General features: G+C 67.4%; 21 protein-coding genes and 2 tRNA genes. 19 read left to right on the top strand and 4 right to left on the bottom strand.

The genetic code is table 11. From position 1 onward, the window contains the following. Window positions 1-84 precede the first annotated feature (84 nt). The 3 genes from ACE3OG_RS05045 to ACE3OG_RS05035 are packed head-to-tail and all read left to right on the top strand — an operon-like array spanning window position 85 to window position 2,508. Window positions 85-501 (top strand): SxtJ family membrane protein, encoded by a 417-nt coding sequence (locus ACE3OG_RS05045; protein WP_374306454.1) that lies wholly within the window; start codon window positions 85-87, stop codon window positions 499-501. An 8-nt stretch (window positions 502-509) separates the two neighbouring features. Continuing rightward, complete coding sequence (locus tag ACE3OG_RS05040; RefSeq protein ID WP_374306453.1) at window positions 510-659, top strand: DUF5989 family protein; 150 nt, start codon at window positions 510-512, stop codon at window positions 657-659. A 4-nt stretch (window positions 660-663) separates the two neighbouring features. Further along, entirely contained in the window at window positions 664-2,508 is a 1,845-nt protein-coding gene (locus tag ACE3OG_RS05035) for a carbamoyltransferase (protein ID WP_374306452.1), read from the top strand. Window positions 2,509-2,522: 14 nt separating this feature from the next. Here the strand turns inward: ACE3OG_RS05035 and ACE3OG_RS05030 are convergent, their stop codons facing one another. Next, complete coding sequence (locus ACE3OG_RS05030) at window positions 2,523-3,788, bottom strand: SGNH/GDSL hydrolase family protein (RefSeq protein ID WP_374306451.1); 1,266 nt, start codon at window positions 3,786-3,788, stop codon at window positions 2,523-2,525. A 62-nt stretch (window positions 3,789-3,850) separates the two neighbouring features. Further along, complete coding sequence (locus tag ACE3OG_RS05025) at window positions 3,851-5,026, bottom strand: SGNH/GDSL hydrolase family protein (protein ID WP_374306450.1); 1,176 nt, start codon at window positions 5,024-5,026, stop codon at window positions 3,851-3,853. 135 nt (window positions 5,027-5,161) lie between these two features. Here ACE3OG_RS05025 and ACE3OG_RS05020 point away from each other — a divergent pair, with 135 nt between their 5' ends. Both ACE3OG_RS05020 and ACE3OG_RS05015 read left to right on the top strand, forming a co-directional pair. Then, window positions 5,162-5,917: an NAD-dependent deacetylase gene (locus tag ACE3OG_RS05020; RefSeq protein ID WP_374306449.1), complete on the top strand. Its 756-nt coding sequence runs from the start codon at window positions 5,162-5,164 to the stop codon at window positions 5,915-5,917. A 32-nt stretch (window positions 5,918-5,949) separates the two neighbouring features. Beyond that, window positions 5,950-6,438 (top strand): DUF192 domain-containing protein, encoded by a 489-nt coding sequence (locus ACE3OG_RS05015; RefSeq protein ID WP_374306448.1) that lies wholly within the window; start codon window positions 5,950-5,952, stop codon window positions 6,436-6,438. Between the two features lie 17 nt (window positions 6,439-6,455). Here the strand turns inward: ACE3OG_RS05015 and ACE3OG_RS05010 are convergent, their stop codons facing one another. Together ACE3OG_RS05010 and ACE3OG_RS05005 are read right to left on the bottom strand one after the other, a co-directional pair. After that, window positions 6,456-6,989 carry a molybdopterin-dependent oxidoreductase gene (locus tag ACE3OG_RS05010; protein WP_374306447.1) on the bottom strand — a complete coding sequence of 178 codons (534 nt, stop codon included), beginning with the start codon at window positions 6,987-6,989 and terminating at the stop codon, window positions 6,456-6,458. A 40-nt stretch (window positions 6,990-7,029) separates the two neighbouring features. Beyond that, window positions 7,030-7,539, bottom strand: a complete 510-nt coding sequence (locus ACE3OG_RS05005; protein WP_374306446.1) for a molybdopterin-dependent oxidoreductase — start codon at window positions 7,537-7,539, stop codon at window positions 7,030-7,032. Between the two features lie 177 nt (window positions 7,540-7,716). Here ACE3OG_RS05005 and ACE3OG_RS05000 point away from each other — a divergent pair. From ACE3OG_RS05000 to mazG, 14 genes are all read left to right on the top strand, one after another. Continuing rightward, window positions 7,717-7,793 (top strand) — tRNA-Pro (locus ACE3OG_RS05000). Between the two features lie 61 nt (window positions 7,794-7,854). Further along, entirely contained in the window at window positions 7,855-8,160 is a 306-nt protein-coding gene (locus tag ACE3OG_RS04995; protein WP_374306445.1) for an ETC complex I subunit, read from the top strand. Between the two features lie 81 nt (window positions 8,161-8,241). Continuing rightward, a tRNA-Arg gene (locus ACE3OG_RS04990) sits at window positions 8,242-8,318 on the top strand. Window positions 8,319-8,350: 32 nt separating this feature from the next. Next, complete coding sequence (locus ACE3OG_RS04985; RefSeq protein ID WP_374306443.1) at window positions 8,351-9,502, top strand: DNA cytosine methyltransferase; 1,152 nt, start codon at window positions 8,351-8,353, stop codon at window positions 9,500-9,502. Continuing rightward, a complete protein-coding gene (locus ACE3OG_RS04980) occupies window positions 9,499-9,948 on the top strand; it encodes a very short patch repair endonuclease (protein ID WP_374306442.1) in 450 nt (149 codons plus the stop codon). Before ACE3OG_RS04985 ends, ACE3OG_RS04980 begins: the two co-directional genes overlap by 4 nt. Before the next feature lie 325 nt (window positions 9,949-10,273). Continuing rightward, window positions 10,274-11,440, top strand: a complete 1,167-nt coding sequence (locus tag ACE3OG_RS04975) for a septal ring lytic transglycosylase RlpA family protein (RefSeq protein ID WP_374306441.1) — start codon at window positions 10,274-10,276, stop codon at window positions 11,438-11,440. 126 nt (window positions 11,441-11,566) lie between these two features. After that, window positions 11,567-12,781 carry a D-alanyl-D-alanine carboxypeptidase family protein gene (locus ACE3OG_RS04970; RefSeq protein ID WP_374306440.1) on the top strand — a complete coding sequence of 405 codons (1,215 nt, stop codon included), beginning with the start codon at window positions 11,567-11,569 and terminating at the stop codon, window positions 12,779-12,781. Next, the gene (gene tmk / locus ACE3OG_RS04965; protein ID WP_374306439.1) at window positions 12,765-13,469 is read left to right on the top strand and encodes a dTMP kinase; all 705 of its coding nucleotides are present in this window, start codon (window positions 12,765-12,767) and stop codon (window positions 13,467-13,469) included. Before ACE3OG_RS04970 ends, tmk begins: the two co-directional genes overlap by 17 nt. After that, window positions 13,411-14,517: a DNA polymerase III subunit delta' gene (locus ACE3OG_RS04960; protein WP_374306438.1), complete on the top strand. Its 1,107-nt coding sequence runs from the start codon at window positions 13,411-13,413 to the stop codon at window positions 14,515-14,517. The genes tmk and ACE3OG_RS04960 overlap by 59 nt, the downstream gene beginning before the upstream one ends. Window positions 14,518-14,577: 60 nt before the next feature. Next, complete coding sequence (metG, locus tag ACE3OG_RS04955; protein ID WP_374306436.1) at window positions 14,578-16,143, top strand: methionine--tRNA ligase; 1,566 nt, start codon at window positions 14,578-14,580, stop codon at window positions 16,141-16,143. 14 nt (window positions 16,144-16,157) lie between these two features. Continuing rightward, window positions 16,158-16,958: a TatD family hydrolase gene (locus tag ACE3OG_RS04950; protein ID WP_374306435.1), complete on the top strand. Its 801-nt coding sequence runs from the start codon at window positions 16,158-16,160 to the stop codon at window positions 16,956-16,958. Next, window positions 16,955-17,752 (top strand): MBL fold metallo-hydrolase, encoded by a 798-nt coding sequence (locus tag ACE3OG_RS04945; protein ID WP_374306434.1) that lies wholly within the window; start codon window positions 16,955-16,957, stop codon window positions 17,750-17,752. Before ACE3OG_RS04950 ends, ACE3OG_RS04945 begins: the two co-directional genes overlap by 4 nt. A gap of 290 nt (window positions 17,753-18,042) precedes the next feature. Further along, a complete protein-coding gene (locus tag ACE3OG_RS04940; RefSeq protein WP_374306432.1) occupies window positions 18,043-18,690 on the top strand; it encodes a cold-shock protein in 648 nt (215 codons plus the stop codon). An 81-nt stretch (window positions 18,691-18,771) separates the two neighbouring features. Continuing rightward, a complete protein-coding gene (gene mazG / locus ACE3OG_RS04935) occupies window positions 18,772-19,581 on the top strand; it encodes a nucleoside triphosphate pyrophosphohydrolase (protein ID WP_374306431.1) in 810 nt (269 codons plus the stop codon). The last annotated feature ends 16 nt before the right edge of the window (window positions 19,582-19,597 follow it).

Here is a 19,597-nt window from a genome sequence, read left to right as displayed (position 1 = left end):
TTCCGCAACGCCGGACGAAATGCTCCCCGGGCGCGCGCTTCGCCGGGCGGCTTTCCTGCAATCTCCGGGGTGAAGCGGTCAGCTATGCAGACGCATGAAAATGATTCGAGTTTCCGCAAGGTCGTCCTGGGATCGGACCGGAAGTTCGGCCTGACCTTCGCGGCGGCGTTTACGGCGATCGCCCTGTGGCCGCTCGTTCACCGCCATCCGCCGCGCTGGCCGCTGCTGGTCGCGGCGGTCCTGTTCGCGGCGTTCGCCATGGCGGCGCCGTTGCGGCTCGCGCCGCTGAACCGCGCATGGTTCAAGCTGGGGCTCGCCCTTAACAAGATCGTGAGCCCGATCGTCATGGGCGCGATGTTTTTTGGCGCGGTCGTTCCCGTCGGCTGGATCGTTCGCATGAGAGGCGCCGACCTCCTGCGTCTGAAGCGCGAGCCGTCCGAACCTACCTACTGGATCATGCGCGACGCGCAACGCCATGGCGGCATGACCAAGCAGTTTTGAGAGGAACCATGTCCATCTTCTCCGAGCTTCTCGAATTCCTCGGCGCCAGAAAGAAGTTCTGGCTGCTTCCGCTGCTCGCCCTTTTCCTGCTCTTCGGCGGCCTTTTCGTGCTGAGCCAGGGCTCGGCGGTGGCTCCCTTCATCTACACCCTGTTCTGAGCGCATGCTGATCCTCGGGATTTCCGCCTATTACCATGACAGCGCCGCCGCTCTGATCCGCGACGGCGAAATCCTCGCCGCCGCGCAGGAGGAGCGCTTCACTCGCAAGAAGCACGATCCTGACTTTCCACGGAACGCGATCGCCTTCTGTCTGGCGCAAGCCAACGCGGCGCCCGCGGAGGTCGATCGCGTGGTGTTCTACGAGAAGCCCTTTCTCAAGTTCGAGCGGCTGATCGAAACCTATCTCGCCTTCGCGCCGAAGGGCTTCTCCTCCTTCCGCAAGGCGATGCCGCTATGGATCGGCGAGAAGCTGTTCCAGCGCGACCTTCTTCTGAAGTCGCTGAAGGAGATCGACCCGGCCCTCGCCGACAAGTCGAAGCTGCGCTTCAGCGAGCATCATCTGTCCCATGCGGCGTCGGCCTACTATCCGTCGCCGTTCCAGAACGCGGTCGTGCTGACGATGGACGGCGTCGGCGAATGGGCGACGACGTCGGCCGCCGTGGGCGAGGGCGAGAAGCTCACGCTGACGAAGGAGATCCATTTCCCGCATTCGCTCGGTCTGCTTTACTCGGCCTTCACTTATTACACGGGCTTCAAGGTCAATTCGGGCGAATATAAAGTCATGGGGCTCGCGCCCTATGGCGAGCCGAAATATGCGCAGATGATTCTCGATCGCCTGATCGACGTGAAGGCCGACGGCTCCTTCCGGCTCGACCAGAGCTATTTCAATTATGCGACCGGTCTGACCATGACCGGACCGCGTTTCGACGAGCTTTTCGGCGGCCCGGCGCGCAAGCCCTCCGACCCGCTCGAACAGCGCCACATGGACCTCGCCGCCTCCGTCCAGGCGGTGACCGAGGAGGTCGTGCTCCGCATGACGCGCGCGCTCGCCGCCGAGGCCGGCGCGTCGCGCAACCTCTGCCTCGCCGGCGGCGTGGCGCTGAACTGCGTCGCCAACGGCAAGATCCTGCGCGACGGCCCGTTCGACGGGATCTTCGTCCAGCCGGCGGCCGGAGACGCCGGCGGCGCTCTGGGCGCCGCCCTCGCGGCCTATTACGACGAAAAGCCCGCAGCCGCCGCCAAGTCCGTCGTCAAGCCGGACGCGATGAAAGGCTCCTATCTCGGCCCGGCCTATGCGCAGGAGGACATCGAGGCGCGGCTCGCAGCCGCCGGAGCGGTGTTCTCGGTCGTCGACGAAGACGCGCATCTCGTCGAGAAGACCGCCGCCGCGCTCGCGGCGGGGCAGGCGGTGGGCTGGCATCAGGGGCGCATGGAGTTCGGGCCTAGAGCGCTCGGCGCGCGCTCGATTCTCGGCGACCCCCGCTCCCCGACGATGCAGAAGGCGCTCAACCTCAAGGTCAAGTATCGCGAAAGCTTCCGCCCCTTCGCGCCTTCGGTGCTGCGCGAGGACGTCTCGGACTGGTTCGAACTCGACGCGGATTCGCCTTACATGCTGATCGTCGCGCCGGTGAAGGCCGAGCGCCGCCGCAAGATGACGGCGCAGGAGGAGACGTTGTTCGGCATCGACAAGCTGAACGTTCCGCGTTCGGATATCCCGGCCGTCACCCATGTCGACTATTCGGCGCGCGTGCAGACGGTGCACAAGGAAACCAATCCGCTCTATTACGCGCTGATCTCGCGCTTCAAGGAGCTGACCGGCTGTCCCGTGCTCGTCAACACGAGCTTCAACGTGCGCGGCGAGCCGATCGTCAACACGCCCGAGGACGCTTTCCGCTGCTTCATGGGCAGCGAGATCGAGTTTCTCGCCGTCGGACGCTGCGTGCTGCACAAGGACCGGCAGAATCCGGCGCTGAAGCTTGACTACAAGAACGCCTTCGAACTCGACTGACGAACTGCGCGCCGTCAGTCGAGCTTCGAGACCAATACGCCCGACATGTCCTGCGAGACGTAGCTCTTGAGGAGCCGGGCCCGTAGCCGGTTGGCCAGCGCGCTCGGGTGGCCGTCTCCGGGAATGGCGAGCGGCGCGCCGGCGCGCCGCTCCGCTTCGAGCGAGACGTCGACGACCCTTGCGCCGCTCTGGCGCAGCCGCTCCATCACCTCTTCATTGGTGATCCCCGCGCCGCGCATATAAGCGTCGTCGGCGTAAAGATAGGGAATCAGCGTCTCGACGCCGTACTTTTCACGCGCGAGCCGCGCCGCCCGCGCGAGGATCGCGACATAGACGTCGATTTCCGCGCGATCGGTCCGGCGTCGCGCCGGATCGACCACAAGACGGTAAAGCGCGCTCTGGGCGAGGAATTGCCGCGCCTTGAGCTCCCAGCCCTCGAAGCAGGCTCCCTTGTACGTCAGCTCTCCGTCCTTAAGCTCGTAGCGCGGCGCGTCGATCACCCAGAGCGCCTTGCACGCCGTGCGTTCGACATGCCAAGGGGACGTCAGGAAGACGAAAAGCTTCGGATCGGGACCGATCGTCTTGTCGAACATCCCGGTTTCGAGCGCGCGCAGGAAGTGCTGCGGACCGTATCCGGGAAAGCCGAGATTGAGGACGCGCATGTCAGGCGGCAGTAGGTCGGCGAATTGTTGGGGCAGGGTGTCGGCGTCGTCGAGCCCGTGCCCGAACGTCAGGGAATCGCCGAAAAAGGCGATCGTCGGGCCGGAAGCCGCCGACTTCGTTCTGCGCAGCAGATTGTCGTCGATCGTGTAGTCGGCGCTGTAGATGAGCGTTCCGGTCTTCGGGTCGAGGCTCTCGGAATGGAAGACTCCCGCGCGTCCCGGTCCCCATCCGAGCTCCGCCCGCCTCACGTTCCAACCGTCTGTCGTGACCACGTTCTGGCGCGGCTCGATCCAGCTCGCCGCGGCCTCCAGAGCGCAAAGCCCTAGAGCCAGCGAGGCGAGTACGAGGACGCCGTCGCGCCAGCGCCCACGCAGGAGCGAGGCGGACACGACGAGGATAAGAAAGACGCAGGCGATGCTGACGAGCCTGAAATGCTCGGGCGCATGGCGGCTTTCGACCATGACGACCGTGGCGACGAGGCCGGCGATCGCGGCGAGCCGCGCGGCGACGAGCGCCCATGCGCGGAGGCGACTGGGGGAGCGCGAACCGGAATGGACGGACAGAACGAAGCTCCCTTGATCGGCGTCAGCCGCTGCGCGCGGCTCCAGAGAACGCACAACGCCTCCTGCATGTGGCGAAAGCGGGACGCGCGTTCGATTCCGGCGCGCCTGCCGGTCCTTTAGTTCAATTCCGAGACGAAGCCGCCGGAAAGGTTCTGCTCGATCGCCGCCTTGATCATCTCGGCGCGACGCACGTTGGCGTAGGGCGTCGGGTGGCCGTCGCCCTTGATGCTGATCAGCTTGCCCGCCGCCTCATCCTCGCGCAAAGACGCGTCGACGACGATCGCTCCGGCGGCGCGCAGCCGGTCCATGATCGCCTCGTCCGTGAAGCCCGTCTCCGCGAGATACTCCCTGGGCACGCGCAGATAGGGGATGAGCGTGGGGACTCCGTACTTGGACCTGGCCTCGGCGATCGCCGCCTCGAGCACGCGAACGTAGAGCTCGACGTCGTCGTGGGACACGCGCCGCCGGTAGGGATCGACGAGTCGACGGAACAGGGCGGAGTCCTGCAGCCATTCGTAAATGTGGAGCTTCGCGCCCTCGAAGCACTCTCCGGCGAAGGCGAGGGAGCCGTCGGCGCCGATCGCGTAATGCGGCGAGCGCGCGGTCCAGTACGCCTTGCAGCCAGTGCGCTCGGCGTGCCATGGCGCCGTCAGAAAGATGAACAGGCGCGGATCGGGGCCGATCAGGGCGTCGTCGCGCGACGTCTCCATGGCGCGCAGGAATTGCTGCGGGCCGTAGCCGGTGAAGGCGAGGTTCACGACGCGCTGCTTGCGCCCCAAAAGGTCGGCGAAGCGTTGCGGCAAGGTCTGGTCGTCGCCGATCCCGTCGCCGAAGGTGTAGGAATCGCCAAAGAACACGATGGCGGGGCCGGTCGGCTGCGAAACGGTCCGGCGCAGCAGGTTTTCGTCGATGGTGTAGTCGGCGGTATAGATTTCCTCGCCGGCCGGTCCGCGCATTTCCGCATGATAGCTGCCGGGCCGCTCCGGCCCCCAGCCGAGGATCGGTTGGCGCACCGACCAGCCGCGCGTTATGTTGAGGCCGCCCGCAGGCTCGAGCGCGCGCGCGGCGCCTTCCGCGACGCCGAGGCCGAGCGTCAGGGCGCAGAGCGTGACGCAAACGTCGCGGAGGCGGCCGGCGCAGGCGAAGGCGAGCAGGCAGAAAAGCGCCGCCGCGCTGAGCAAGGTCGCCGTCCGGAACGAGGGAAAGGGTCGCTTGATCTCGAGCCAGACGATGAACGCGACCAGCGCCAGCGTCGCCAGACATTGAAACGTAACATTGAGCCTGCGCGTCATGATCGTTCAGCAAGTCCGGAAGTATGCGATGCTAGGCGGCGTCGATAGACGGTGGGGCGGGCCCTGTCCAGACGGGCGGGAATCGCCGGGCCGTCAAATTTTGTTCGGCGGCTGCAACACGAAGGGACGGCCAGAATGGTGCTGAGCGGCCTCAGCGACGCTCAGGCGGCGCTCGCCGAGGCGATCGGCGCGGCCTCGCGCATCGTCGCCTTCACCGGCGCCGGCGTCTCGACGGAATGCGGCGTGCCGGACTTCCGCTCGAAGGATTCGCCCTGGAGACGGCTGCCGCCGATCCCCTACGACCTGTTCGTGGCGGACGAGTTGATGCGCGAGGAGGCCTGGCGGCGCAAATTCGCGCTCGACGACATCTACGCGCGCGCTTCTCCCGGCCGGGGCCATTATGCGCTGGCCAATCTGGCTGCGCTGAACGAGGAGAACAGCATCGTCACACAGAACATCGACAATTTGCATCAGACTTCCGGCGCGCCGCCGGACCGGGTCATCGAGCTGCACGGCAATGGAACCTATGCGCGATGCCTCGCCTGCGGACTCCGCTACGAGCTCGCGCCGATCCGGCTCGAGTTCGAGGCGAGCGGGCGCGTGCCCCTCTGCGGCTGCGGCGGCTACGTCAAGTCGGCGACGATCTCCTTCGGGCAGCCGATGCCGCAGGAGGCGCTGGCGCGGGCCTGCGAGGCCGCCGTCGCCTGCGACCTGTTTCTTGCGATCGGCTCCTCGCTCGTCGTTTATCCGGCGGCGGCGCTGCCGACGCTCGCCCGCGAGCACGACGCCCGCCTGATCATCGTCAACGGCGAGGAGACGCCGCTTGACTACGAAGCGGAGCTGGTGCTGCGCGGCGACATCGGCGACATATTGCAGCCGTTCGCGTCCTGAGGGCGTCGAATCGACGAGCTCCGGGGTTTCTTATGAAGAGCGTTGATTTCTGGAAGCCGGCCGTGGTCGCCCTCGCGGTGGCCTTGGCGGCCCCCGCCATGACGACCGCCTTCGCTCCGGCGGCGGCCGAGCCGGCCGCGGCGGCCCTTGAGCCGCTGTCGATCTCGACAGCGAGCGGACGGCATGCTTTCGAAGTCGAGGTGATGCGCACGGAGGAAGGCCGCGAGCGGGGCCTGATGTTCCGCCGGTCGATGCCTGCAGATCACGGCATGCTGTTCGACTTCGACGGCGAGCGCGTGATCGACATGTGGATGAAGAACACCTTCATCCCGCTCGATATGATCTTCATCGGCCGCGCGGGGAAGGTCGTCGCGGTTCTCGAGAACACGGAGCCCATGTCCGAGCGTATCCTCTCCTCGCGCGTCCCCGCGCTGCGCGTTCTCGAGGTGAACGCCGGAACGGCCGCGCGCATCGGCCTGAAGATCGGCGACGCCGTGACGGCGCCGCCGATCACGCGCTAGGAAGCGACGCGCCGGCCCTAACGCGAGCTGTCGCGGACGATGATGCTCGAGATGTTCGAGACGAAGCGGCCGCCGGCGATGTCGACGGGCGAGACGAGCTTGGCGAAGCCGTCGTCGCCGAGCGGCTGGCCGTCCTGCTCATAGGCGATGATGACCTGGTTGCCGCCGAAGCGCGGGCTGAGTTCTCCGGCGCCGAACACCGCCTGGTAGTTGTCGCTGCCGATCACGACCACTACGCGGCGCAGAACGCCGTTCGATACGGAAGGATCGGTGACGATCCCAGCCGCCTGCAGGATGTCCCAGAGCAGGGCGCCCTTGAAGGTGTGCGAGGTCGGCGCGCCGCCGGCGAAGTATTGCACGTTGATCGTCGACGGCGGGTAGGCCTTCAGGCGATCGGCGGTGAGCACCAGCGTGTTGGAGACGAGGCCGCCGACCGAGAAACGCGTCGTCGGGCCGCTGGTCTGCGCCTGCGCCTGCGAGAGCTGCGGCGCGAGGACGGGCGATGCGGACAACGCGCCGACGAGCAGCGTGAGGGCGATGATCTTCTTCATTGTTTGACGTCCCGAAAATCGTGAGAAGCCGCGCGCGAGCTCAACGGCCGCCGTCGAAAATGATGATGCGGTTGATGTTCGAGATGAACCGGCCGCCCGCCTTGTCGCCCGGGACGACGATCCGCGCGAAACCGTTCGCTCCAAGCGGCGCGCCGTTCACCTCATAGGCGACCATGATCTGCTTGCCGCCGAAGTTTGGCGCGATCTCGCCGGCGGAGAAGGTGACCTGATAGCCGTCCGCCGCGGTGACCGTGATCAGCTTTCGTATGAGGTCGTTCTTGACGTTGGGATCAATGACGATCCCGGCCTTCTGCACGACGTCCCACAGCAGCGCGCCGGTGAAGGTCGCGCTCTGCAGGCTGCTCCCGGACATATAGGAGACGTTGACGGTGGCGACGGGCAACTGCCTGAGCGTGGCCAGCGTGAACCTCACCTCGCTTTGCGCTGCGGAGCCCCGTACGGCGAAGACGGTCGTCGGCGTCTGCGCCCGAGCTGCGAACGGCGCAGCCATCAGCGCGACGACGAGCGCCGCCCGAACAAAATTGAGCATGATGCGAATCCCCCCAAAGCGCGGAGCGTCGAGGAGCTCCGGCGTCGACAATCTATATCATCTTATATATCGCTCAAGCCGTCCACGCGGTCTTCGCATCTTTTGCGCGAGGACGCAGGCTTGTTCGCGCGAACGCCTCATGCTAGCCAAAAGCGCCGTCGCGCAGCGTGACGCGGGCGGGGTATAGCGCAGTCTGGTAGCGCGGAAGTTTTGGGAACTTCAGGTCGCAGGTTCGAATCCTGCTGCCCCGACCAGCGGCGCCGATCCCAACCGTCGACGCAAGGGATTTCGGCGCAAGGGGTTCAAGACGCAGCCATGACCGCCCGCATCTACCAGCCGTCCAGAACGGCGACGCAGTCCGGAAGCGCCCGCGCGAAAGGCTGGGTTCTTGAGTTCGAGCCGTCGCAGCCGCGCGAGATCGATCCGCTCATGGGCTGGACCGGTTCGGGCGACATGAAAGCCCAAGTCCGGCTGCGCTTTGCGCAAAAGGATGAAGCGGTCGCCTACGCCAGAAAGAACGGTCTCGCGTTTCGGGTCGAGGAGCCCAATCCCCACCAGCGCAGGATCGTCTCCTACTCGGATAATTTCCGCTCGACGCGGCTTGGTCCCTGGACGCATTGAGCGCAGCCTCGACGCGGCCTTGAAAAGCAGGAGCTGATTTGCGCAAATCCAGCCTGCGTTCGCCGACCGCGCGCCGATTCCGACTCCGTAGCTCAGCTGGATAGAGCAGCCGCCTTCTAAGCGGCAGGTCGCAGGTTCGAACCCTGCCGGGGTCGCCAGCCACGCCGGGCGGCCGCCCGCAGGAGCGAGGATGCGCCGCGATTTTCTTGAATTCTTCTGCGGCGCGGGCATGGCCCGCGAGGGCCTCGGCCCCGGCTGGACGTGCCGTTTCGCCAATGATTTCGACGCCCGCAAATGCGCGTCCTATCGGCTCAACTGGGGCGGCGAGGCGCTGCGGGAGGCGGACGTCACGACGCTCGCGGCGTCGGACCTCCCCGAAGGTCGCGCCGCCCTCGCCTGGGCGTCCTTCCCATGCCAGGATCTTTCCCTCGCCGGGCAAAGAGCGGGCCTCGCGGGCGGGCGCAGCGGCGTCTTTTTCGCCTTCTGGCGGCTTGTCGAGGCGCTGGCCGGACAGGAGCGGGCGCCTGACCTCGTCATGCTCGAAAACGTGCAGGGCGCGCTAACCTCCCACGACGGCGCCGATTTCGCCGCGCTCTGCGCGGCGCTGCGCCGCGCCGGCTATATTTTCGGCGCGATGGTCGTCGACGCGGCGCTGTTTCTGCCGCAGTCGCGTCCGCGCCTTTTCGTGCTCGCCGCGCGCGAGGGCCTCGAACTGCCGGACCATGCGCAGGGGCGTGAGCCGGGCTGGCTGCATCCGGCTGCGGTCCGGTCCGCCGCCGCGGCGCTCCCGCCCGCCTTGCGCGAGGGCTTCGTGTGGTGGCGCGCGCCAGTGCCCGCCGCCTCGCCGCAAAAGCTCGTCGATCTCCTCGAGGACGACCGCGACGTCGTCTGGCGCAGCGACGCCGAGACCGAGCGGCTGCTGGCGATGATGAGCGACACGAACCGCCGCAAGCTCGAGGCGGCGCGGCGGGAGTCGGAGCGGGGCGGGCGCGTCGCCGGTTGCGCCTACCGGCGCATGCGGCCGTGCGACGGTGGGCGTCGCCAGTTCGCGGAGGCGCGCTTCGACGGCCTCGCCGGCTGCCTGCGCACGCCGACGGGCGGGTCAAGCCGACAGTTTCTCCTCGTCGTCGAGCCGCGTCGCATCCGTTCGCGCCTCCTCAGCGCGCGCGAGGCGGCGCGGCTGATGGGCCTGCCGGACAGCTATCGCCTGCCGCCCAACTACAATGAGGCCTATCATCTGATGGGCGACGGCGTCGTCGTCTCCGTCGTCCGCCATCTCGCCCGCCATCTCCTTGAACCGATCCTCGCGCACGGTGAAAGCGTCCGCGAGGCCGCCGAATGAACGCGCGCGAAAGCGCCGCGCCGCCCGTCGACGCCGCGCGCAGCGCCGTCATGCGCGCGGTCAAATCCACGAACACGGCGCCAGAGAAGGCGGTGCGCTCGCTGGCGCATCGGCTCGGCTATCGATTCCGCCTGCATCGCAAGGATCTGCCCGGCACGCCCGACCTCGTCTTTCCGTCCGTTCGCAAGGCGATCTTCGTCGACGGGTGCTTCTGGCACGGGCATGACTGCAAGCGCGGAGCGCGCGCGCCGAAGACCAACGCGGCCTATTGGCTTCAGAAGATCGCGCGCAACCGCCGTCGCGACGAAGAGGCGCGGCAAGCGCTCGCAGCGCTCGGCTGGAGCGTCCTTACGGTGTGGGAATGCGAGATTTCGGACGGAGAGGCGCTCGCTGCGCGCCTGCGCTCGTTCCTGGGCGCAAAACCGGCTCCGCAAGGTCGGCGTTAACCTTGCGCGTTTACCATCGCTACGCTTTTCAGTGAGTAAGAACAGCAGCTTGCGCGCTGCAAAATCGTGAATTTCGCGATGTGTTGCATATCTGCTCAAATCTTTGGGAACTAACTAAAAATTTGCCTTTTCGCGCCGCGTCCCCAAGCGCCGTCAAAGGCGCCTTCGCGACATTTCCCGTCTCGTCCGTGCGGCTTGCGCATATTGTCGGCCTTGGCCGCCGCCGTTAAGCCTTCGGAAACAGCGAGAATGCAACTTCGCGTTCGAGCGTCTGACAGGCGACGGGCGATCTCGGCGCCGGTTTGAGGCAACACAGGATAAGCGCATGCTGGCGAAACGGCTTTCGTCCCTCATGTCACCCGCAGCATCCTTGGCCCGCATGGTTTCGTCGGCGGTTCTGTCGAACAACTCCATCGCCTCGCGCGGCGTCCTGCTTGTCGTCGTCGCGGGCGGCGCGGCCGGCCTTGGCGGCTGCGCGCAACAGCCGATGTCGAAAAAGCTCGCCATGCAATCGAAGGAATATTTTCCCTCGTCGAAATACGGCGCCGCCAGCCCGCGCGTGGTCGCCCTCGGCGAACGCGCTCCGCACGGCGGCGGCAGCTACATGGTCGGCAAGCCCTACACGATCGCCGGCAAGACCTATTATCCGAGCGAGAAGCGCTTCTCCGGCGTCGGGCTCGCGTCCTGGTATGGCGAGGCCTTTCACGGGCGCCGCACCGCTAACGGCGAAATCTACGACATCGAGTCGATTTCGGCGGCGCATCCGACCATGCCGCTGCCTTGCTACGCCCGCGTCACCAATCTCAGGAACCATCGCTCGCTCGTCGTGCGCGTCAACGATCGCGGGCCGTTTCACGAGAACCGCATCATGGACGTCTCGAAGCGCGCGGCTGAGGCGCTCGCGTTCCAGGGCGTCGGCACCGCGCGGGTGAAGGTAGAATATCTCGCGCCGGCCTCGCTCGAAGGTTCGGACGACGAAAAGCTTCTCGCGACGTTGCGCGAGGACGGTCCGGCGACGCTCGACGGTTCTGCGCCGATCCTCGCCTCGAGGGTCTACGAGCCGACGCAGACGGCTTCGCTCGCGCCGGTCGCGCCGCGCGAGCGCGTCGAAATCCCGGCGCAGGAGCACGTCGAGCCGCGCGCCGCCGCGCCCCAGCCACCGCGCCCGCAGAAGATCGCCGCGATCGCGGCGCAGGACGACGATGAAGACGAGGCGCCTCGCGCGAAGCGCGTCCACGGCGCGGCGCCCCGGCCGCAGAAGGCCGCGGCGACGGCCGCGCAGGACGACGACGAAGACGAAGCGCCTCGCGCGAAGCGGGCGCAAGCCGGCGCGCTCGGACGGAAGATCGCGGCGATCGCCGCGCAGGACGACGAGAAGTCGGCTCCCGCCAAACACGTCGCGGGCGCCCCGCTGCCGCCGACGCGTCCGGGACGTCCGGCCGCCACGGGCAAGCGCGTCGACATGGCGATGCGCGCGCGCCAGAACGATTGAAATTTCGGACGACGGCGCGCTTGCGCGGTCGCCCTCGCGGTTTCACTTTATGGACCAGAACGGCGGCGCGGCGTAGCTGGGCCGTTGGGTCAAGGGTTGGGCTCTCACGCGCAGGACGCTACCTCCGTGGCCGCACGGCGCGCCATCCGGCGCTTTCCGCTTCTCCTCGCGCTCCTGGCGACGGCCCTTTGGGCGGGGCTCGCGCGGGCGGAGACGATCGACGTCAGCGCGCCCCACGCCATCCTGATCGACTATGACACCGGCAGCGTCCTTTTCGAGAAGGGCGCGGACGAACCGGTCACGCCCGCCTCGACCGTCAAGATCATGACCGTCGAGGTCGTCTTCGACGAGATCGAAGCCGGCCGCGTGAAGCTTGACGACCAATTCACCGTCAGCGAGCACGCCTGGCGCACGGGCGGAGCGCCGTCGCGCTCCTCGAGCATGTTCGCCGCCCTCAACAGCCATGTGCGGGTTGAGGACCTCATTCGCGGCGCGGTGATCGTGTCCGGCAACGACGCGGCGATCGCGCTCGCCGAAGGCGTCGCCGGCTCGGAGCAGGCTTTCGTCGCGCTGATGAACAAGCGCGCAGCCGAGCTCGGCCTGAAGCGTTCGACCTTCGCCAACGCGTGGGGAATGGAGGATCCAGGGCAGAAGGTCACGGCGCGCGACATGGCCGCGCTGGCGATCCACCTGATCGCCGCCTATCCGAACTATTATAAATATTTCAGCGAGAAGGACTTCACCTGGGGCAAGATCCGCCAGACCAACCGTAACCCGCTTCTGACGATGGAGATCGGCGCCGACGGCCTCAAGACGGGCAATATCGACGCGAGCGGCTTCGGGCTCGTCGGATCGGCCGTCCAGAACGGCCAGCGGCTGGTCGTCGCGATCTACGGGGCGCCGAACGCCAAGGAACGGGCGGAGGAGGCGCGCAAGCTGCTGCTGTGGGGGTTCAGGTCCTTTACGCCGAAGCGGATCTTCGCCACGGGAGAGACGGTCGGCGCGGCGAAAGTGTTCGGCGGCGCGAGCTTCGAGGCGCCGCTCGTCGCCAAGGGCGCCGTCACGATCCTCACGCCTCGCGTCGGCGGCGAGAAGATCAGCGGCCGGATCGTCTATCAGGGACCGCTGGCGGCGCCGGTCGAAGCGGGCAAGGAGGTCGCCCGGCTCAAGCTCTATAGAGGCGGCGTCGAGATCCTCGACGCGCCGCTCGTGACGGCGGCGGCGGTTCCCGTGGGCTCGCTGCCGCAACAGGCGCTGGGCGCGGGCGTCGAATACGTCGGCGGCCTGCTGCGCAAATATCTCGGCTCGAAGCTTTCCGGCAAATATGTCGCCAAGGAGTGAACCCGGCGCCGGGACGCCGGCGCGCGGCCGCTTCATCACCTTCGAGGGCGGGGAGGGGGCCGGCAAATCGACACAGATCGGACGTCTCGCCGGACGTCTGCGCGAGGTCGGCCTCGACGTTCTGGCGACGCGCGAGCCCGGAGGCTCGCCGCAAGCCGAGGCGCTGCGCCGCCTCCTCCTGTCCGGCGCGATAAGACCGCTCGGGCCTGCGGCGGAAGCCCTCCTTTTCGCCGCCGCGCGGATCGACCATATCGACGTCATGATCGAACCCGCTCTCGCCGCCGGCGCCTGGGTCGCCTGCGACCGCTTCGCCGATTCGACCCGCGCCTATCAGGGATCGGGGGCGATCGACCCTCGCCTCCTTGACGCCCTGGAGCGCGTCGCGCTCGGCGGCCTGCGGCCCGATCTCACGATCATCCTCGACGTCTCGCCGCAGATCGGCCTGCGGCGCGCCTCGCTTCGCCGCGGCGCCGGCGAAACTGACCGCTTCGAGCGGGAGTCCGTCGCATTTCACGAGACGATCCGCGGCGCCTTCCTGCAGATCGCCCGCGACGATCCGGGCAGATGCGCGGTGATCGACGCCGACGCGTCCCAGGATGAGGTGGCCGCCCGCGTGTGGCGCGTCGTCCGTGATCGCCTGTCGCCTCGCTCCGAACCTGATCGCCATGGCCGCAAAGCTCTCGTCTGACGCGGACGGGCCGCCGGAGGCGGACCGTTTCGGGGATGCGCCGCATCCGCGGACGGCGTCGCGGCTCGTCGCCCACGCCGAGGCCGAGGCCGAGCTTCTGCGGGCATGCGCTTCGGGCAAGCTCCCGCAGGCGATCCTCATCGGCGGGCCGCCCGGCGTGGGCAAGGCGACGCTGGCCTGGCGTCTCGCCCGCTTCCTGCTCGTTCACCGGGATCCGGACGACGCCGCCGCGGCGGCCGACCTTTCGACGCCGCAGGACCATCCAGCCGTCCGCCAGGCGATCGCGCTGTCCCATCCCGATCTGTTTCTGCTGCGTCGAGGGTGGAACGAGAAGGACAAGCGGCACTGGATGGACATCCGCGTCGACGACGTGCGGCGCATGATCCATATGTTCCAGCAGTCCGGCTCGGGCTACCGCGTCGGCGTCGTCGACAGCGCGGACGACCTCAACGCCTCCAGCGCCAACGCGCTGCTGAAGCTGATCGAGGAGCCGCCGCCGCGCAGCCTCGTCATGATCCTCGCGCACAGGCCGGGCCGCGTCCTTCCGACGATCCGCTCCCGCTGCCGGAAGATCATGCTGAAGCCGCTCGCCGCGGCCGAGATCGGCGCGGTGATCGAAGGCCTCGGCGCTCCTTTCGCGAAGGCGTACGCCAGCCAGGCCGCGACGGTTCGCGCCGACGACACGCTGCACGCCGCGCTGCGGCGTCTGTCTGGAAGCTCCGAGTTCGATTTGCGCATGCGCCGATTGCTCGAAGAGCTGCCGCGGCTCGACTGGCGCACGATCCAGGCCGCCGCCGATCACGTCTCGCTGCGCGACAACGCCGACGACTATCGGGCGCTTCTCGACGCAGTCGGCGACTGGCTGGGTGGCAGGGTGCGCGCGCTCGCGCCGCACGCGTCCGCGCCCTCGCTTGCGCCCTATGCCGAGGTATGGGAAAAAGCCGGAGAGGCGGCGCGGCGGACGGAAGCGCTCAATCTCGACAAGCGGCCCTTCATCCTCTCTCTTTTCGCCGATCTCGCGGACGCCGAACGTCGCTCGGGAGCCTGAAGCGGGAGCGGTCCGCACGACCTCCGCACGCTTGGCCACACGCGAGACGATCAAGACTTCATGCCCGCGCCGACCTTCTATCTCACGACCGCCATTCCCTACGCCAATGGCGCGCCGCATATCGGACACGCTTACGAGCGCATCGCGTCCGACGCCATCACGCGCTTCAAACGCCTCGACGGCTACGACACGCTGTTCGTCACCGGCATGGACGAGCACGGCCAGAAGATGCAGCAGACGGCCGCGCGAGAAGGGTTGACGCCGCAGGCGCTCGCCGACCGCACTGCGGCGCAGTTCGCGGCGATGGGAGAAAAGCTCGACGCGCCAGCCGACGACGTCGTGCGCACCACCCAGAAGCGCCATTACGCCGCCGCGCAGGAGATCTGGCGGCGGATGGAGGAGGCGGGCGACATCTATCTGTCGAAATATCCCGGCTGGTACTCCGTGCGCGACGAAGCCTTTTTCGACGAGTCCGAACTGACCGAAGGGCCGGACGGCCGACGCCTCGCCCCGACCGGCGCCCCGGTCGAGTGGGTCGAGGAGGAAAGCTACTATTTCCGCCTGTCCGCCTATCAGGAGCGCCTGCTCGCGCTCTATCGCGACAATCCCGGTTTCGTGACGCCCGAGAAATACCGCAACGAGATCGTCGCCTTCGTCGAGCGCGGCCTGACCGACCTGTCGATCAGCCGCTCGACTTTCGACTGGGGCGTCCCGGTTCCCGGCGATCCGAGGCATGTGATGTATGTGTGGGTCGACGCCCTGACCAATTACATCACGGCGACCGGCTTTCCGGACGACGACGCGCCGCGGAAGAAGTTCTGGCCGGCCGACGCCCACGTGATCGGCAAGGACATCACCCGTTTCCACGCCATTTACTGGCCGGCCTTCCTGATGTCCGCCGGGCTGCCGACGCCGAAGCAGATCGTCGTGCACGGCTTCCTGTTCAACCGCGGCGAGAAGATGTCGAAATCGGTCGGCAACGTCATCGACCCGATGGCGCTCGCCGATCATTACGGCGTCGACCAGTTCCGCTATTTCCTGCTGCGCGAGGTGCCCTTCGGGCAGGACGGCAATTATTCGCATGAGGCGATCGTCAACCGCGTCAACGCCGACCTTGCGAACGATCTCGGCAATCTGGCGCAACGCTCGCTGTCGATGCTCGCCAAGAATTGCGGCGGCGTCCTTCCGACGGCGCCGGCGTTGACGCAAGCCGACGAGGCGTTGCTCGAGCAGGCGAGGGGGATTCTGCCGAAGGCGAGGGCGTTCATGGCGGACTTCGCGCTCCATCTGATCCTCGCCGAAATCTGGAAGGTCGTCGGCGACGCCAATCGCTATTTCGCCGCCGAGGAGCCCTGGACCAAGCGCAAGACCGATCCCGCGCGGATGGAGGCCGTGCTGTTCGTCACGGCGGAGGTCCTGCGCCACGTCGCCATCGCGACGCAGCCCTTCATGCCGGGTTCGACGGCCCGCCTCCTCGACCTCCTTGGCGTTCCGGCCGGCGCGCGCAGCTTCGCCGACGCGCAAAAGGCGCGTCTGGCCGGGCGCGGCGCGTTGCCGGCGCCGACGCCGGTGTTCCCGCGCTACCTTGAGCCGAGCGTGGAAGCGCCGGCCGGCGCGCCAGCCTGACTTCGAGCGCCGCCATGCTGATCGACAGCCACTGCCATCTCGATTTTCCCGACCTCGCCGCCGATCGCGAGGCCGTGCTGGCCCGCGCGCGCGAGGCCGGCGTCGCGCGCATGATCGCGATCTCGACCAGAATCGAGCGCTTCGACGAGATCAGCGCCATCGCCGAGGCGCACGAAGACGTGTTCTGCACCGTCGGCGAGCATCCCGAGAACGTCGGCGAGGGACCGGAGCCCGAGCTCGCGCGCCTCGTCGCGCTGGCGGCGCATCCGAAATGCGTGGGGATCGGAGAAGCCGGCCTCGACTATCACTACGACAGCGCGCCGCGCGCGCGCGCCGAGCGGGTGTTCCGCACGCACATAGCGGCCGCGCGCGAAACCGGCCTCCCGCTGGTGATCCACAGCCGAGAGGCCGACGACGACATGGCCCGCATTCTCGAAGACGAGATGGCGAAGGGCGCTTTTTCCGCGGTCCTGCACTGTTTCACCTCGTCGCCGCGCCTAGCCGAAGTCGGCCTTTCGCTCGGCCTCTACATCTCCTTTTCGGGCGTCGTCACCTTCAAGAAGTCCGACGAACTGCGCTCCGTCGCGGCTGCGACCCCGCTCGACCGGCTGCTCGTCGAGACGGACGCGCCGTTTCTCGCGCCCGTTCCGTATCGCGGCAAGAGGAACGAGCCGGCCTTCGTCGCCGCCACGGCCAAGGCTCTCGCGGAGGTCAAGGGCGTTTCGGCGGAAGAGCTCGCGCGACGCACGACCGCCAACGCGCTGCGGCTGTTCTCCCGGATGACGCCTCCCGCGGCGGGCGAAGCCGCCGCATGAGCTTCGCCGTCACGATCCTCGGCTGCGGATCGTCCGGAGGCGTGCCGCGCGTGGCGCAGGGCTGGGGCGCCTGCGATCCGTCGAACCCGAAGAACAGACGCCGGCGCTGCTCGATCCTCGTCGAGCGACATGGCGCGGACGGCGCCGCGACCACCATTCTCGTCGACACCTCGCCCGACCTGCGCGAGCAGCTGCTCGGACTCGACGTCAGGCGCGTCGACGGCGTCCTGCTCACGCATTCGCACGCCGACCACACGCACGGCATCGACGACGTGCGCCCGCTCGTCATCGCGGCGCGGCGCAAGATCGACATCCATATGGACGAGCCGACCTCGGCGGTCGTGCGCTCCAATTTCAACTATATTTTCGCGGCGCCTCCGGGGAGCAACTATCCGCCGCTCCTCAACGAAAAGCGTCTCACGCCAGGCGTCGCCGCGTCCGTCGAGGGGCCGGGCGGCTCGGTCGAAACGATTCCGTTCCGGCTCGAGCATGGCGAGATCGACGCGCTCGGCTTTCGCTTCGGCAATTTCGCCTACACGCCGGATCTCAATGGCGTTCCGCCCGAAAGCGCGCCGTATCTCGAAGGTCTCGACCTCTGGATCGTCGACGCCTTGCGCTATACGCCGCATCCGAGCCATTTCAGCCTGGCCGAAACCTTGAGCTGGATCTCACGGATGAAGCCGCGCCGCGCCGTCCTGACCAACCTGCACACCGATCTCGACTTCGCGCGGCTGACGGCGGAGCTGCCGCCCGGCGTCGAGCCGGCTTATGACGGGCTGCGCCTGGCGTTCTGAGACGGCTGCGTGGCTGAGTGCGCCGCTTTTTACATTCCATAATATCGATTATGCGAATTTTCCTTGCCGGTCCACGCTCCTACTACGCCGCGCGTCGGGTCCGATTTAGGTAGCCAACGACGGCGTCTGTTGATATGTTTAACGAGACACGGGGCGTCGGGCATTCCATATCGAATTCCATAGCTGAGAATGTTGGAGGCTGGCGCGTATGCGACCGGCCCAAAGCCCGTTGCAAGCGTCCGTGACAATCCAGAGAACCGGCGGCGCAGGCTGAGACGAGTAGGCATACGATGAGCAAAGGCAGAGATTTCCGGGGCCCCAAAAAGCGCGGGTTCGACGACGACGGGCCGTCCCCCTATGATGCGCCGAGACAGAGCCGCTCGCCGCGCGGCGGAGGTTTTGGCGGACCGCCGGACATGCCGATGCCGGCCGCCGGCCCAAGCGTCGACGCCGTCGTCAAATGGTTCAAGGGCGACAAGGGCTTCGGCTTCGTCGAACTAAGCAACGGCACGGGCGACGCCTTCCTGCATATCGGCGCCCTTCAGGCCGCCGGCTACGAGACGGTTCCTCCGGGCTCCAAGCTCAAGGTGCTGGTCGCCAACGGCATGAAAGGCGTCCAGGTGACGCGCGTGCTCGAGGTCGACACCAGCGGCGCCGCCGAGCGCGCCCCGCCGTCCCGCTTCGGCGATTCGCCGCGCCCGCCGCGTCGCGCCCCCGACCCGTCGACAGCCGTTTCCGTCACCGGCACGGTCAAGTGGTTCGACGACAACAAGGGCTTCGGCTTCGTGCAGTCGAACGACGGCGGCAAAGACGTGTTCGTGCATATCTCGATCCTCGGTCCGTCCGGCGTGCAGAACCTCGCCGAGGGGCAGCCGGTGAGCATGCGCGTCGTCGACACCCCGAAGGGTCGCGAAGCGCTGTCGATCTCGATCGACTGAGCTGAAGGACGGCTCGCCGTCTCTTTGCGGATGCGGCCGCCGGCCGCGTCCGTTCTGGTTTCCGCACGCCACGCAGCGCCCATGAAGCCATCCGCAGACATCGGGCGCCTGATCGAAATCATGGCGGCGCTGCGCGCGCCGCAGACCGGTTGCGCCTGGGACCTCGCGCAGACCTTCGAGACCATCGTCCCTTATACGATCGAGGAAGCCTATGAGGTCGCGGACGCGGTCAGCCGCGGCGACCTCGACGACCTCAGGGACGAGCTCGGCGATCTGCTGCTTCAGGTCGTGTTTCACGCGCGCATGGCGCAGGAGCGCGGCGCGTTTGATTTCGGCGGCGTGGTCGAGGCGATCACCGCCAAGATGATCCGCCGTCATCCGCATGTGTTCGGCCCCGCCTCCTCTCCCCGATCGGCTGCGGAGGTCGCCGGGCAATGGGAGCGCATCAAGACTGAGGAGCGGGCGGCGCAGCCTCAGGCGAGCGCCGTCGGGCCGAGCGCTCTGGATGGCGCGCCCCTCGCCCTGCCCGGCCTGACGCGCGCGGTCAAGCTTCAGTCAAAGGCCTCGAAGGTCGGCTTCGACTGGAACGATCCGCAGGCGGTCCTTGCGAAAATCCGCGAGGAGACCGACGAGATCGAAGATGCGCTTGAAACCGGCGTTTCGTCCGCGATCGAGGACGAGATCGGCGATCTCCTGTTCGCCGTCGCCAATCTCGCTCGCCACGTCAAATGCGATCCGGAGGCCGCCGTCCGTCGCGCCAACGCGAAATTCGAGCGCCGTTTCCACTATATCGAGGCGCGCCTCGCCGATCGCGGCCAAAAGCCGGACGACGTCGGCCTCGAGGCGATGGACGTCCTGTGGGACGAGGCGAAGACGCGCGAAAAGGCGTGATCCCCCAAGCCTGCGC

Origin of the sequence: Methylocella sp. (genome assembly GCF_041905455.1) — a bacterium.
GTDB lineage: Bacteria > Pseudomonadota > Alphaproteobacteria > Rhizobiales > Beijerinckiaceae > Methylocapsa.
This window is presented reverse-complemented; position numbering and strand designations above follow the sequence as displayed.